This window comes from Chitinophaga eiseniae (genome assembly GCF_900167135.1).
Taxonomy (GTDB): Bacteria; Bacteroidota; Bacteroidia; order Chitinophagales; family Chitinophagaceae; genus Chitinophaga; species Chitinophaga eiseniae.
This window is the reverse complement of record NZ_FUWZ01000001.1, coordinates 802,276-817,287: the sequence shown is the minus strand read 5'-3', so window position 1 is coordinate 817,287 and position 15,012 is coordinate 802,276. Positions and strand designations below refer to the sequence as shown.

At 51.9% G+C, this 15,012-nt stretch carries 14 protein-coding genes; 6 read left to right on the top strand and 8 right to left on the bottom strand.

What is annotated here, in order from left to right; translation table 11 throughout:
* Nucleotides 1-23 precede the first annotated feature (23 nt).
* Nucleotides 24-1,064 (bottom strand): bifunctional diaminohydroxyphosphoribosylaminopyrimidine deaminase/5-amino-6-(5-phosphoribosylamino)uracil reductase RibD, encoded by a 1,041-nt coding sequence (gene ribD, locus B5D63_RS03440; RefSeq protein ID WP_078667355.1) that lies wholly within the window; start codon nucleotides 1,062-1,064, stop codon nucleotides 24-26.
* A 107-nt stretch (nucleotides 1,065-1,171) separates the two neighbouring features.
* Between ribD and prmC the strand changes: the two genes are divergently transcribed.
* Nucleotides 1,172-2,041: a peptide chain release factor N(5)-glutamine methyltransferase gene (prmC, locus tag B5D63_RS03435; protein ID WP_200816900.1), complete on the top strand. Its 870-nt coding sequence runs from the start codon at nucleotides 1,172-1,174 to the stop codon at nucleotides 2,039-2,041.
* Nucleotides 2,042-2,193: 152 nt separating this feature from the next.
* Here prmC and B5D63_RS03430 read toward each other — a convergent pair whose 3' ends face one another.
* The 3 genes from B5D63_RS03430 to pepT are packed head-to-tail and all read right to left on the bottom strand — an operon-like array spanning nucleotide 2,194 to nucleotide 4,620.
* Nucleotides 2,194-2,589 (bottom strand): ExbD/TolR family protein, encoded by a 396-nt coding sequence (locus B5D63_RS03430; RefSeq protein ID WP_078667353.1) that lies wholly within the window; start codon nucleotides 2,587-2,589, stop codon nucleotides 2,194-2,196.
* An 11-nt stretch (nucleotides 2,590-2,600) separates the two neighbouring features.
* Nucleotides 2,601-3,314 (bottom strand): MotA/TolQ/ExbB proton channel family protein, encoded by a 714-nt coding sequence (locus B5D63_RS03425; protein ID WP_078667352.1) that lies wholly within the window; start codon nucleotides 3,312-3,314, stop codon nucleotides 2,601-2,603.
* A 58-nt stretch (nucleotides 3,315-3,372) separates the two neighbouring features.
* A complete protein-coding gene (gene pepT / locus B5D63_RS03420) occupies nucleotides 3,373-4,620 on the bottom strand; it encodes a peptidase T (RefSeq protein WP_078667351.1) in 1,248 nt (415 codons plus the stop codon).
* A 195-nt stretch (nucleotides 4,621-4,815) separates the two neighbouring features.
* On the opposite strand from pepT, the gene metE reads away from it, so the two are divergent.
* The 3 genes from metE to B5D63_RS03405 are packed head-to-tail and all read left to right on the top strand — an operon-like array spanning nucleotide 4,816 to nucleotide 7,748.
* Nucleotides 4,816-7,104 carry a 5-methyltetrahydropteroyltriglutamate--homocysteine S-methyltransferase gene (metE, locus tag B5D63_RS03415; RefSeq protein WP_078668527.1) on the top strand — a complete coding sequence of 763 codons (2,289 nt, stop codon included), beginning with the start codon at nucleotides 4,816-4,818 and terminating at the stop codon, nucleotides 7,102-7,104.
* Between the two features lie 33 nt (nucleotides 7,105-7,137).
* Nucleotides 7,138-7,347, top strand: coding sequence for a cysteine-rich CWC family protein (locus B5D63_RS03410; protein ID WP_078667350.1), 210 nt, complete (start codon nucleotides 7,138-7,140; stop codon nucleotides 7,345-7,347).
* Between the two features lie 8 nt (nucleotides 7,348-7,355).
* Entirely contained in the window at nucleotides 7,356-7,748 is a 393-nt protein-coding gene (locus tag B5D63_RS03405; protein WP_078667349.1) for an acyl-CoA thioesterase, read from the top strand.
* Nucleotides 7,749-7,806: 58 nt separating this feature from the next.
* Here B5D63_RS03405 and B5D63_RS03400 read toward each other — a convergent pair whose 3' ends face one another.
* A complete protein-coding gene (locus B5D63_RS03400) occupies nucleotides 7,807-8,235 on the bottom strand; it encodes an FKBP-type peptidyl-prolyl cis-trans isomerase (RefSeq protein WP_078667348.1) in 429 nt (142 codons plus the stop codon).
* 103 nt (nucleotides 8,236-8,338) lie between these two features.
* Between B5D63_RS03400 and B5D63_RS03395 the strand changes: the two genes are divergently transcribed.
* Entirely contained in the window at nucleotides 8,339-9,511 is a 1,173-nt protein-coding gene (locus tag B5D63_RS03395) for an exo-beta-N-acetylmuramidase NamZ family protein (protein ID WP_078667347.1), read from the top strand.
* A 20-nt stretch (nucleotides 9,512-9,531) separates the two neighbouring features.
* A complete protein-coding gene (gene fmt, locus B5D63_RS03390) occupies nucleotides 9,532-10,458 on the top strand; it encodes a methionyl-tRNA formyltransferase (RefSeq protein ID WP_235021450.1) in 927 nt (308 codons plus the stop codon).
* Nucleotides 10,459-10,624: 166 nt separating this feature from the next.
* Here fmt and B5D63_RS03385 read toward each other — a convergent pair whose 3' ends face one another.
* From B5D63_RS03385 to B5D63_RS03375, 3 genes are all read right to left on the bottom strand, one after another.
* Nucleotides 10,625-11,608 carry a LysM peptidoglycan-binding domain-containing protein gene (locus tag B5D63_RS03385; protein ID WP_159455875.1) on the bottom strand — a complete coding sequence of 328 codons (984 nt, stop codon included), beginning with the start codon at nucleotides 11,606-11,608 and terminating at the stop codon, nucleotides 10,625-10,627.
* Nucleotides 11,609-11,820: 212 nt separating this feature from the next.
* Nucleotides 11,821-13,224: a methyltransferase RsmF C-terminal domain-like protein gene (locus B5D63_RS03380; protein ID WP_078667345.1), complete on the bottom strand. Its 1,404-nt coding sequence runs from the start codon at nucleotides 13,222-13,224 to the stop codon at nucleotides 11,821-11,823.
* A gap of 242 nt (nucleotides 13,225-13,466) precedes the next feature.
* Nucleotides 13,467-15,011: an NAD(P)(+) transhydrogenase (Re/Si-specific) subunit beta gene (locus B5D63_RS03375; RefSeq protein ID WP_078668525.1), complete on the bottom strand. Its 1,545-nt coding sequence runs from the start codon at nucleotides 15,009-15,011 to the stop codon at nucleotides 13,467-13,469.
* Between the last annotated feature and the right edge of the window lies 1 nt (nucleotide 15,012).

Genomic DNA, 15,012 nt, shown 5'->3' with positions numbered 1-15,012 from the left:
TAGAAAAACCAGATATTCTTGTTTTATCCGCGACGGTAAATGTCGATACGGTCCCCCTTGAGGTGCAGGCTTTCTACGCCTGCCGCCTGCCGCAGGGCCGGCGCTGCCAGTCCATCCGGCAGTGTATCCGTTCCCGTAATCACGCGGGCTTCGTCCCACAGGTCTGTTTCCAGGAAACGCTGCAGCAGATAAGGCCCGCCTTCCACCAGTACGCTCTGGACCTGCCGCTGGTGAAGACTTTGCATTAATTGCGGCAGCAGCGGTGCAGAAAAGTCGAGCTGTAGCAGCGCTGCGTTTCCGGCCTGCCCATCCCGGGCCGTGATAAAAACAGTAGGGACGCTGCCATCCCACAGGTGATGCGTGCGGGGCACTGCCAGGGTCCGGTCGATGACCAGTCGCAGCGGATGTTTACCAGGCCACAAGCGGGTATTGAGCCTGGGATTATCGAGAATAGCAGTGCGGGTACCCACCAGGATGGCCATCTCTTCACTGCGCCAGCGGTGTACGAGGCGGTCGCTCCAGCGATTGGAGATACGCACCGGCGCCCCGTCCGGGCCGGCCATAAGGCCATTGCGGCTCTGGGCCCATTTGAGGATGATATAAGGCCGCTGCTGTTCGTGAAAAGTGAAGAAGCGGCGGTTGATAGCCCTGCATTCCTTTTCCAGCACGCCAGTATGTACTTTTATACCAGCTTTATTTAACTTTTCGATGCCTTTTCCGGCTACCGCCGAGAAGGTGTCCACACAACCGATCACCACTTCCGGGATCTTTTCTGATACGATCAGATCAGCACAGGGCGGCGTTTTACCATGATGCGCACAGGGCTCGAGGCTTACATACATGGTAGCCCGCTGGATGAGGGGCCTGTCTTCCGGCGTTACGCTGTTCACACAGTTCACTTCGGCATGTGCCTGACCATATTGCCGGTGGAAGCCTTCCCCGATGATACGGCCCTGGTGTACCAGCACCGCTCCTACCACCGGATTGGGCGCCACATGGCCGCTACCCATCGCCGCCAGCTCCAGGCACCGCCGCATAAAAATTTCATGGTCTGTGCTATTCATGATACCCAGTTAAGTAATATTTTTGCCAAAATTACGTTTTTAGCCGACGGAAAATGCCAAACCATTCCCCGGTTTGTATTTTCCGGCTGATTTTTAAATTATCAAATTTGACTATACAAACAGCCTTTACCTATATCACCGGCGCCATCGGCGATGTATACGATCCACGCGAAGCAGCCAATATAGCGCATATCGTATTGGAGCATATAACGGGCATGAATAAACTGGACCGTCTGGTGCACAAAGCCCGGTTGTTGTCGCCCGACCAGAACGCCCGGCTGAAAGCCGCCATAGAAGCGCTGCAACGGCTGGAACCCGTGCAGTATGTGACCGGCTCCGGCTGGTTTTACGGCATGGAACTGACCGTCAACCGGCATGTGCTGATCCCTCGGCCGGAAACAGAAGAGCTGGTAGCCTGGATCCTGGACGACCTCGCCGGCCACGCCCGCCCGCATCTGCTGGACATCGGCACCGGCAGCGGCTGTATCCCGCTGGCATTGAAACAAAACATCCCCTCCGCCGTGGTAGCAGCCATAGATGTCAGTGAAGAAGCGCTGGCCGTCGCGAAAGGCAACGCCGCACGCCTGCGGCTGGAAGTGGATTTCCAACAGCGCAGCGCCCTCGATGCACAACAGATGGCCACACTGCCTTCGTTTGACGTGATCGTCAGCAACCCTCCCTACATCACACAGCGCGAACAAGCCACTATGCAGCAGCAGGTATGGGGCTTCGAACCATCTATCGCGCTGTTTGTGCCGGACAACGACGCACTGTTGTTTTACCGGCACATCGCCGGCACAGCCCTGCAGAAGCTGAACCCCGGCGGCGCCCTCTATTTCGAAATCAATGAATCACTGGGCAAAGAGGTGGTCGACCTGCTGCAGTCGCTCGGTTTCCAGGACGTGACGCTCCGGCAGGATATGTTCGGCAAGGACAGAATGGTTAAGGGCTCGCAAAGAACGCAGAGATTAAGTTAATAAATTAAGAACGCAAAGAAACGGAGACCATCTTTCAGATCTTTGTATGTTAAGTATGATAAATCAATCATACCGCATAACATAATCTGAAAGATGGTCTCCGTTTCTTTGCGTTCTTAATCTGTATTAAAATCTTAGCGCGCTTTGCGAGACTACTGCTTAGCCGTTGCCAGCACTACCTTGGCACCTATCTGTTTGGCAACCTCCATCACATTCACCACATCTTCTATCGGCACTGATTTTTCCGCATTGATCACAATGGTCGGGTCTACCTTCTCATTGGCGACCGCGGGCGCCAGCGCCTGTTTAAGGCCCTCGAAAGGCACTTTGGTGGTCCCTACAAAAAACTCATGCTTTTCGTTGATGCTCACTACGACGGTCTGCTTGGCTTTGGTATTGCTCTGGGCTTTCGGCAACATCAGTTTGATGACGTTGGGATTGGCCAGTGTGGAAACAATCAGGAAGAACAACAGCAGAATGAACAGGATGTCATTCAGTGCCGAGTTGTGCATCTCCACGTGTTTCTTATTTCTCCTGCGTAAATTCATGAGTGGTGGTTTTAGCGGGTGGGTTCCTGCAGAATGTCAGTAAACTCTGCTGCAGCGCCTTCCATCTTGTTAACAACCTTGTCTATCTGTGCATTCAGGAAACTGTAACCGATAAAGGCCACAATACCGATGATCAGACCGGTAGCCGAGGTGATCATCTTCACATAAATACCACCCGCGATGGTGCCGAGGGTAATATCGGAGGTGATAGAGATGTTGAAGAAGGTCTGGATCATACCCGCGATGGTCCCCAGAAACCCGAACATCGGCGCAATACCGGCGATGATGGAGAGGATCACCAGATTTTTTTCCATCCGGTAGATCTCCAGTTTACCCACATTTTCCATAGACTTCTCAATGGAATCGATCGGTTTTCCGATGCGTTGCAGGCCTTTGTCGATCATCCGTGCGATAGGCCCCTGCGTGTTTTTGGCGAGGGAACGGGCGCCCATAATATTGCCGGTAGTGATCTGATCACGGATCATCGGCATAAAGTTATCTTCCAGACGGCCCGCCTTTGCAATGGTCAGATATCTTTCTACAAACACAAATACCGCTATAACGGAGAGAATACCCAATGGTATCATGAGTACGCCCCCTTTCATGAGCATGTCGATCAGGTGTATCTCTTGTGGTGGTGCTGCAGCTGCATTGGCGGCCTGCGCTAAAGAATCGGCCTTCGGAAGCAATGTATCCTGCAATAATGTGATAAGCCCTAGTATCATGTGGATTTTCTTCTATTAACGGTTAAAATAGTAAAATAATTACGAAATACGTAACTGATCAGGCCTTTTCCTCCCAAACTTGTGCCAGATATACGATTGTTTGCACCGCTTTTTGCATATCCTGTATGCTGACATACTCCTGTTTGCTGTGGAGGGCCATTTCACCGGTAAAAATATTAGGGCAGGGCAATCCCATGAAAGACAGGCGGGAACCATCAGTACCGCCACGGATGCTCATTTTCAACGGCTGTATGCCCGCACGGCGGATAGCCTCCGCTGCATACGCAGTCACTTCCGGATGCAGGTCCAGCACCTCTTTCATATTGCGGTATTGCTCGTTGACTTTCAGTGTGGCCCGGGCTTCAGGATAACGCTCCAGCACCTTCTCCATCTGGCGGCGCAGGAAGGCCTCGTGAGATTCCAGGTGGGCAGTGGTGAAGTCACGGATAATAAAATCAATCTCTGTTTTTTCTACGGTGCCGCTTATACGTACCGGGTGGATAAACCCTTCCCTGTCTTCCGTTGTTTCTGGAGAAAGGCTGTCTTTCGGCAAAGCGTCCACGATCTCGCTGGCGATCTTGATAGCGCTTACCAGCTTGTCTTTCGCTGAACCGGGATGCGCGCTTACGCCATATACCGTGATTTTAGCGCCGTCGGCAGAAAAGTTTTCGTCTTCCAGTGATCCCAGTTCACCGCCATCCATGGTATAACCAAATTGAGCGGCGAGTTTTTTCATATCTACTTTTTCCACGCCGCGGCCCACTTCTTCATCAGGAGTGAACAGGATGCGGATGGCGCCGTGCTTTACTTCCGGATGCGTCATCAGAAAATGAGCGGCGTCCATAATTTCCGCTACGCCGGCTTTATCGTCAGCACCAAGCAGCGTTGTGCCGCTGGCGGTAATGATGTCATCTCCCTTTTTGCCGGCCAGGTAAGGATGCTCCCGCGGGCTGATCACCACGTTCTTATCATCCGGTAATACGATATTACCACCATCATAGGCACGATGCACGATCGGTTTCACACCGGTGCCGCTGCTGTCGGAGGAGGTGTCCACATGGGAACAGAAACAGATGACCGGCACCTGTTTGTCGGTATTGGCCGGAATAGTGGCATAGACGTAACCATGTTCGTCGAGTTCCGCATCGGTGATGCCCATCTCGTGCAATTCCTTTACCAGCAGACGGGACAGGTCTTTCTGTTTTTCTGTAGTGGGAAAGCTGGTGCTTTGCGGATCGGATTGTGTATCTATTTGCGCGTAACGAATAAAGCGCGTATCAACAGTATATGAGTAATTTGTAAACATATTGCAAACGTAAGGAAAAAACCGGTGCACCCTTTTGCCGTAAATTGTTCTGTTTAACCATCGCTCACAATAGTCGTTTCAGTAAAAAATTCTACAAAAGACCATTTTTCTACTACAAAACACCAATTTTTTCAATATTAATAAAACAAACATACAATATTAATAGGTTTGCCGGGAACAAAAACCATCCTGTATATGATTACCAATATTCCAGGCTACCCCAGAATAGGCAGCCAGCGAGAACTGAAGAAAGCCTGTGAAAATTACTGGGCAGGTAAAATTTCCCTGGAGAAACTGGAACTAACGGCCAGGCTACTACGAAAAGAGCACTGGGAAACCCTTCATCAGGCAGGCATAGACCTGATACCCTCCAACGATTTTTCTTTTTATGATCAGATGCTGGACATGAGCATGGCCCTGGGCGTGATACCCGCCCGCTTCCAGGAGCTGCGCCGGTCTTTTGCCAACCCGCACTGCCTGGAGCTGTACTTCGCCATGGCAAGGGGTTATCAGAAGAATGGCTTCGATCTCACGGCGGTGGAAATGACCAAATGGTTTGATACCAACTATCACTACCTGGTACCTGAATTTGATGACAGTCAGACTTACAGCCTGCAATCCCGTAAGAGCATACTGGAGTTCCAGGAGGCGCTGCAACAGGGCATCCGCACCAAACCTGTACTGATAGGGCCTGTGACATACATCCTCTGTGGCAAAATAAAGACGGCCGGCGTTACCCGCGCATCCTTATTGCAACAGCTGCTACCCGCCTATCTCGAACTGCTGGCCGCCCTCCGCAATGCCGGGGCCGACTGGATACAGCTTGATGAGCCCTCTCTGGTGACTGACCTCGAACCTGCTGATAAAATACTGTACCAGCTGGCTTACACCGCTATCCGTGAAGCGTTCCCGGACCTGAAACTGTTGCTCACCACTTACTTTGGCGCGCTGGAAGATAATACAGAACTGGCTTTGCAGCTGCCTGTAAATGCGCTGCATATAGACCTTGTCCGCGCACCGGAACAGGTGGACAGCCTCCTGAAAATGCTTCCTGAAAATATGCAGCTATCACTGGGCGTGGTAGACGGCCGCAACATCTGGAAAAACGACTACGCCGCCTCGCTGGCGCTGATCAACCGCGCCACCGCGGCGCTGGGCACAGAACGCGTCATGCTGGCCACCTCCTGCTCGCTGCTGCATGTGCCATACAACCTGGACGATGAAACAGCCCTCAAGGCAGATGTGAAACAATGGATGGCCTTTGCGCGGCAGAAAGTACAGGAAGTCATCTCCCTGAAAAAAATCATTGCCGGGGATACCTCGCTGCTGGCGGAGAACCAGCAGGTGATGGAACAACGGAAAACGGCGCCAGGCATTCATGTACCGGCAGTGAAAGCGCGGCTTTCAGGTATCACGCCGGATGATTTCTCACGTGCGCACAGCTTTACCGAACGTCAGCCCCTACAGCAGGAAAAGCTGCAACTGCCGTTGCTGCCAACCACCACCATCGGTTCGTTCCCTCAGACCGTGGAAATACGACAGCTGCGCTCCAATCTCAAAAAAGGGCATATCAGCGCTGAACAATACGATCAGGACATCAGCGTCGCTATCCGGGAAGCCATCTCATGGCAGGAATCGCTGGGCCTGGATGTGCTGGTGCACGGCGAGTTTGAGCGCAACGACATGGTAGAGTATTTCGGCGAGCAGCTGGAAGGTTTCGCCTTCACGCAAAACGGCTGGGTACAGAGTTATGGTTCGCGCTGCGTAAAACCACCCGTTATCTACGGCGATGTATGGCGCCCACAGCCGATGACCGTTGCCTGGAGCCGGTATGCGCAATCACTTACCGGTAAACCAGTGAAAGGCATGCTGACCGGTCCTGTCACCATTCTGCAATGGTCATTTGTAAGAAACGATCAGCCCCGCATGGATACAGCATTTCAGATAGCGCTGGCTATCCGTGATGAAGTGAAAGACCTGGAAGATGCCGGTATAGCCATTATACAGGTAGATGAACCGGCGCTGCGCGAAGGACTGCCCCTGCGCAAAAGTCAGCAGGACACCTACCTGAAGCAGGCTGTCGATGCCTTCCGCCTGTCGGTAGCGCCCGTGCAGGACACCACACAGATACACACGCATATGTGCTACGCAGAATTCAATGATATCATCGCCCACATAGCCGCTATGGACGCAGATGTGATCACCATGGAAACTTCCCGCTCGCAGATGGAGCTGCTGGAAGCCTTTGCGCAGTTCCGCTACCCTAATGAAACAGGGCCGGGCGTATACGATATACACTCCCCCCGTGTGCCAGGCGTAGCAGAAATGGGCAAACTGCTGCAGCGTGCAGCTGAACTCCTGCCCGCCCGCAATCTCTGGGTAAATCCTGACTGTGGCCTCAAAACAAGGAAATGGCCGGAAACGGAAATGTCATTGCGTAACATGGTACAGGCTGCCCGTGAAGTGAGAAAACAACTGGTGTAATTTCATTCCTTCAGCATTTCGTACATTTGGCACATGCTGAAACATGAAATCGTCTCCTGCCCCCGCTGCAACCGGACTTTTGAATGCCGGGTCAACAGTATTCATCGCTGCCAGTGCAGCGGGGTACCACTCACGCTGGAAGAACGTTTCAGGATAAGCGAAAAATACCAGGGCTGCCTCTGCGAAAATTGTTTACGCGAATTACAGGCCGCATTGCAAAAACAGCCTGATGCTCCACTATAAATCAAACCATGGCATACGAAGAACAGATCGAGAAATCCGTTACCAGAATTTTCAAAGCGGTATTTCCTAACACGGTAAACCATTATGACACCCTTTTCGGCGGCACCGCCATGCATATGATGGACGAAGTAGCCTTTATCACCGCTACCCGCTTCACGAAAATGCGTACCGTCACCGTATCATCAGACAGAATCGATTTCAAAAAACCTATTCCGCACGGCACCATCGTGGAGCTGATCGGCACGGTGATACATGTAGGCAACACCAGTCTGAAAGTAAGAGTGGACATCTATGTGGAACAGATGTACGTTGACCACCGGGAACATGCGATCAGCGGTATTTTCACCTTTGTGGCAATAGATGAAAATAAAAAACCGGTACCTATAAAAGTACCGGTCTAAAATATCAATGTTTGGTTATTTGATCATTGAAGTATCTCAATGATCAAATAACCAGCTATTATGCGATTTCCACCAGTTCCAGATCAAACACCAGATCCTGGCCAGCCAGCGGATGGTTGGCATCCAGGGTGATGAACTCAGCACCCACGGCAGCAACTCTTACCTGGAAAACCTGGCCTTCAGGATTGCTCATCTGCAGTTCCATACCCACTTCCGGGTTCAGGTCAGGAGGTATATTTGCTTTAGGAAATTCCATGATCATTTCATCATTCTTCGGACCATATGCCTGATCAACAGGGATATGAATTGTTTTCTTCTCGCCCGGCTTCATATCCAGCACACCGTTCTCAAAGCCTTTGATCACCATGTGCGCACCAACTTTGAACTCCAGCGGCGCTCTGCCCTCGGAGGAATCAAACATGGTACCGTCGGTCAAACGGCCCTGATAGTGCACCTTCACAGTATCCCCGTTTTTAACAGCTTGCATAAATTAGTTGTTTATAGTGAATAATAGCCGCAAGATACTAAAACCGACCATATATCACCATTTTTTCTCACTGCCATACGGGTTTTGCCGTATCTTAACAGGCATGAACCGTATATTAATCCTCTGCACGCTTTTATGCTGCCTGCTCGCCTCCGCACAGGCGCAGTACGCCACCCATGTGATACCGGGCGCCGCACAAACCAGTCAGTACCTGCCGCTGCTGCAAAACAAGCGGGTGGCCCTGCTCGTCAACCAAACCGCTACCATCGGCCAGGCGCACCTGGTAGACACACTGCTGAAACTACAGGTACACATCACCAAGATTTTCAGCCCTGAGCACGGCTTTCGCGGCCAGGCTGACGCCGGTGAGAAAGTGGGTAACAGCACCGATAAAAATACCGGGCTGCCCGTCGTATCACTCTACGGCCAGCACCGGAAAGCCACAGCAGCCGATCTGCAGGATGTAGACGTGCTCATCTTCGACGTACAGGACGTAGGCGCCCGTTTCTATACCTACATCTCTTCCCTGCAGGAACTCATGGAGTCTGCCGCAGCCAACAACAAACCCATCATCGTGCTCGACCGGCCCAATCCCAATGGCGACTATGTGGACGGACCTGTACTGGACACGGCTTTCCGCTCCTTTGTAGGTATGCAGCCCATCCCCATCGTACATGGCATGACCGTAGGAGAATACGCACAGATGCTCAATGGCGAAGGCTGGCTCAACAAAGGTGTCAAATGCAGGTTGACCGTTATCCCCTGCGAAAACTACACGCACCATACGTATTATCGTTTGCCGGTTGCACCGTCTCCCAATCTGCCTGACATGGCGGCGGTGAACCTGTACACCTCCCTTTGTTTCTTCGAGGGCACGCCTGTCAGCCTGGGACGCGGCACCGACAAGCCTTTCCAACTGTTTGGCTCCCCGTTGTTCCCTAAGAAGGGTTTTTCTTTTACGCCACGCAGCGTACCCGGCGCTAAAAACCCGCCGTTGAAAGATCAGTTGTGTTACGGCTTCGATCTGAGCAAAGCGCCCGAAGCGGCGCCCGCAAAAGGCCGCCAGATAGCGTTGAAATGGTTGCTGCAGGCATATGCACTGTATCCCGAAAAAGATAAATTCTTTAACAACTTCTTCAATAAACTGGCAGGCAATGCACAATTACAGCAGCAAATCAAAAACGGCCTGTCGGAAGCAGACATCCGCAGAAGCTGGGAACCGGGGCTGCAGCGGTTTAAAGCCATCCGTGCAAAATACCTGCTGTACGAGGAATAATTGATTTACTTTTGCGGTCTATGAACAAACAGCTTCGCATCGTTTTTATGGGGACGCCTGATTTCGCAGTAGCATCCCTTGATATACTGGTAGAGAACGGATTTAATATCGTGGGCGTGATCACCGCGCCCGACAAGCCCGCCGGCCGTGGCCTGCAAATGCAGGAGAGCGCCGTTAAAAAATATGCTGTCAGCAAAGGGTTAACCGTATTGCAACCGGAGAAACTGAAAAATCCGGAGTTCATCGCACAGCTGGCCGCACTTAAAGCAGACCTGCAGGTGGTGGTGGCTTTCCGTATGCTGCCGGAAATGGTGTGGAATATGCCTCCGGAAGGCACCATCAACGTACATGCGTCACTGTTGCCCAACTACCGCGGCGCGGCGCCCATCAACTGGGCCATCATCAACGGCGAAACAACTTCCGGTGTTACGACTTTCAAACTACAGCACGAAATTGATACCGGCGATATCCTCCTGTCCGACAAAGTTGCCATCCGCGAAGATGAAACTGCGGGTGAGCTGCATGATGAGCTGATGCATACCGGCGCCCGCCTGCTGTTAAAAACCGTACAGGCCATTGCCGCAGGTAATGCACAGGAAACGCCACAGGCAACCATCGCCGCCGAAGATATCAAACATGCGCCGAAAATATTCAAGGAAACCTGTCAGATCAACTGGCAGGAGCCATTGGACAAAATATATAATCTCGTACGCGGCCTGAGCCCCTATCCTGCCGCCTGGACAACGTTACAAGGCAAAAGCATCAAAATATACAAAGCGCATAAGGAGCCGGGAAAACCGTCTATCGCTCCCGGCGAATTCGACACAGACCAAAAGACCTATGTGAGGATGGCGGCGCCGGATGGTTACCTTTATCTCGATGAGGTGCAGCTGGAAGGCAAGAAACGGATGGATACCGAGGCGTTTCTGCGGGGATACCGTTTTTAGCCACGCAAAGGCGCCAAGCAGCAAAGACGCAAAGGACTAATAAGAATTATAAGAAAGCAAAGGAGCGAAGATCAAAATATGATCTTCGCTCCTTTGCTTTCTTGGTTCGCTTATATTTTATTCTTTGCGTCTTTGCTGCTTGGCGCCTTTGCGTGCTTTGCGGGAACTAATTATCGTAGCTCAGTTCGCAGTAGAAGCGGGCGTCTGTAGTGCCCAGCGCCTGCATAGCGCCATCGCTCAGTTTTATGATGAGGCCTGCGTTGGATTTCATCTGCGGGATCACGTCCAGTACTTTGGCGTAGATGGCTTTACCGTTGAGCGGGTTGGTGACTTTGATGATCGTACCGCGGGCTGCTGTGTTGTGCAGCGCGTAGTATTTACCTACCGCGTTGCTTTTAAACCAGGTGCCGGGGCCTTTCTCTGTGGTGGCTTTTTTACCGCCGCTGGTCTGTTGATCGTACAGCTTCTCGAAGTCGCCGCTGGCCACTACGGGTGCTGCCGGTTTCGGAGCCGGGGCAGGCGCTGGCGCGGTTTCCGGGGTGTCTGTTACCGGGCGGGCTTCGGCTTCTTTTTTCACTTCTTTACGGGGTGCTTCTGTTGCCGGAGGCGTTACAGGTTCTGCCGGAGGTGTCTGTTCTTTCGGCTCGTTTTTCACCACCTCCTTGCGGGGAGCGGGGGCCGGTGCCGGAGCTGCAACAGTAGCGCCGCTGCCTCCTTTCAGGTAGCCGACAATGATGTAGCTGTCTTTCTTCAGACCGTCGCCCTGAAAGCTGTTCCATTGGCGAATATTGTCCAGGGGTACTTTGTTGTAGTTAACACTGACGCGGTATAAAGTTTCTTTCTCAGATACTTTGTGATATACCGGTGTTCCGCTGGCATCCGCTTTCTGGGAGAAATTCGCATTTGTCAGCGGGATATGCAGCTGATGTCCTAACTGCAATCCGTGATCCATCGTTATCTTGTTGGCAGCAGCAATTTCTTTGGGGGGCACGCCATAGGCACGGCTCAGGCTATAGAAGTTCTCTCCTTTTTTAACAACGTGAGAGATGTAAAGAGCCGGTGTGGTACCCTGTACCAGCAGTGTGTCCTGCGCTTTTACCACTCCTGCACTTAAACCAAACAAGGCTATTGATAGAATCGATTTTACCATACTAACTCTTTTTATGATTGAATGACCGTCCTTTTTCGGGCAACGAATATATGCGATAAAATTGACAAAAATATTTAATAAAACAAACGAAAAAACATGCTTTTTGTTGTTTGTCATGAGGAGACGCAGTTGGTCGCAACTCACCGGCAAACACTTGTTGGCAGCCTATTTCACAAATATGTGACAGCGGGAACAAATAGCGCGGGTGTTTTTTACAGCCCGCTGATATCTTTCAAAATACGGAGTTCTTTAGGATAATAGTTGTTCATGCGGTTGGGGAGTATTTTGGCCCATCCCAGGGCCATCTGACCGTAACGCATCAACGCCCATCCTCTGACAGGTGTATCGATGCCCGGATCTTCCTTGCGCAGGTATTGCAATGCCGCTTTCAGCTCCACGTCCACTACCGGCACGCGTTCCGCCACCAGTGGGCTCATGGACAGCTGGTGGTCCGGTATCAATTCCTTCTTTCCTACCTGGCCCGCTTTAACGCCCGCCTTGCGAATATACAACTGTTGTTGCAAGAATGCGATTTCTGTTGTCAACAATGGGGATAAAATCAGCATTTCGTCCTGATGGGGCAGATAACCATATCCGTCGGGCAACTGTATCCAGGAGGCCAACAATTCTTTTTCCTTTGCATTCACGACCGCCGATTTCGTCTCTTTGCGTTTCGCCGCGTGCGCCATTTCCTTTTTGCGGAAACAGCTGATAAAAAAGCCTTCGCCCTTCAGCCTGTTGGGATAAAAACGGTAACCGGCACAGTTTCGTTTATCCGTTACCGTTGTAACTATCTGCCATTCTTCCGGGATATTCAGCGGAATATTTTCCAGTTCAAAATGATCGGCGAGCCAATCCAATATTATTTCATCTTCTTCTTTTGAGAAGGAGCAGGTGGAATAGATAAGGATACCGTCTTCCTTCAACGCCGGCAGCACATCGGCCAGAATTCTTTGCTGGCGCTGGCTGCATAGCTGCACATTTTCCGGCGACCATTCCGGGATCAGCTCGGGATCACGGCGGAAAAGGCCAGAACCGGAGCAGGGGGCATCAATCACGACCAGGTCAAAATAACCCGGCAGCCGGCTGAAATCACGAGGGTCATTATTACTCACCACCACGTTGGCAGCGCCCCATTTACTGAGATTATCCGCCAGCAGCGAAGCTCTTGGCTTAATGACCTCATTGGCCACCAGCAGGCTCTGTTCATTGAGCAACGATTGCAGTAAGGTAGATTTACCGCCCGGCGCCGCACAGAGGTCCAGCACTTTCAGCGGCTGGTCCAGATCTGTCGTTGCCCGCACTGCATGCTCGAGAAACATGGAAGAAGCTTCCTGCACATAATACGCCCCTGCGTGAAAGTAAGGGTCCAGCGTAAAAGAAGGACGCCGGGGCAGGTAGAATCCTGTTGTGCTCCACGGCACCTGTGTAGCCCCATCGGCCGACAAAGCGGACAAGATGCTCTCCTGTACTGCCTTACCAGATACTTTCAGTGGATTTAATCTCAGGGAAGTAATTTTTTCTGCTGCTGCATGCACCTGCTCAAACGGCGCCCGGTCAAAACCGGGAAGGCCTTCCAGGGAGGCTATCAGTGTTGCGGGTAATGGATTGGACAATGCGCTTTTTCCGCAAAAATACGAAGGTTCGGGGTTCTCGCAAAGTCGCTAAGCAGCAAAGAACGCAAAGATGATGTAAGCGAGCAAAGAAAACAAAGATGATGTAAGCGAGCAGAGAAAGCAAAGGAGCGAAGATCAGATGTTTGATCTTCGCTCCTTTGCTTTCTTAAAAACATTCTTTGCGCGCTTTGCTGCTTAGCGACTTTGCGAGAACAAATCCGGCCCTCTGCGCCGCTGCGGGACTATACCTGCTTAATTTCTGCCACCAGCTGTTGCAATACCTGTTTGGCATCTCCAAACAACATGGATGTTTTTGGTTGAAAAAACAACTCATTTTCGATGCCGGCATAACCTGGCTTCATACTACGTTTATTCACGATCACCAGTTTGGCGTTTTCCACTTCCAGGATAGGCATTCCGTAGATAGGGCTGGCAGGATCGCTTTTAGCGGCCGGGTTTACCACATCGTTGGCTCCCAGTACCAGTACAGCATCGGTTGTAGGCATTTCTGCGTTGGCATCTTCCATCTCCAGCAATTTCTCATAGGGCACGTCCGCCTCCGCCAGCAATACGTTCATATGGCCGGGCATACGGCCCGCCACCGGATGAATGGCGTATTTCACCTCCACACCTTTATCTTCCAGCAGTTTTTCCAGCTCATGGCAGGCGTGTTGCGCCTGTGCTACGGCAAGGCCGTAACCGGGAACGATCATCACCTTGCCGGCATAAGCCATCACCACGGCGGCATCCGACAAACTGATTTCCTTGTAGCTGCCCTGTTCCTTGCCTCCCGCTGCTGCGGCTGCAGCGCCGCCGCCGAAAGAGCCGATCAGCACATTTTTCAGCGAACGGTTCATCGCCCGGCACATGAGGATGGTCAGGATAGTACCGGCAGATCCTACCAGGATACCACCGGTGAGCATCACCGGGTTGTCGTACAGGAAACCGCCACAGGCGGCAGCTACGCCGGTAAAGGAATTGAGCAGGGATATGACCACCGGCATGTCAGCGCCGCCAATGGGCAACACAAACAAAACGCCGTAGATCAGCGCACAGATCAGTATCAGGTAAAATAACAATTGAAAACTAAGCAACCCGTCTGCGGAACCAGCTTTCATCGTGTCTTCCATGCGCTGGTTGACTGTCAGCACCAGCACTGCCGCACCGATCACCACGATCGCCATCACTACAAGATTAACGATATGCTGCCCTTTGAAAGCAAAATCGCGGATACGGCCATTGAGTTTGCCCCATGCCACCACGCTGCCGGCAAAAGAAACAGCGCCGATGATCAGGCCCAGCAGAATAATCAGCAGATGCCCGCGCAGATCAGGGCTGAGGTCCACCGACATGTCCGTGCCGGACTGGAGCAACTTGTGCAATTGCAGCACCGCCTGTTCCGCCATCCCGGAGAACACCTCCCTAAGATCAAACCGTGAATGTACCAGGTGATCAAACTCCACCACGGAGATGAGGGCGGCGCAAGCGCCACCCATGCCGTTGAACATACTCACCATTTCCGGCATGGCCGTCATCTTTACTTTTTTGGCAGCCATCACGCCGATGACGCTGCCTATAAGGAGGCCGGCAGCAATCCAGCCGTAGTTATGCAGATGTTTTCCGTCGGATTTATACAGGAAGATGGTGCCCACAATGGCGAGCGCCATGCCGGCAGCCGCCACCAGATTGCCTTTGCGGGCAGTATCCGGTTTACTGAGCATTTTCAGGCCAAGAATAAACGTAACAGAGCCGATCAGATAGATAACAGATAGTACACTGAGTCCCATA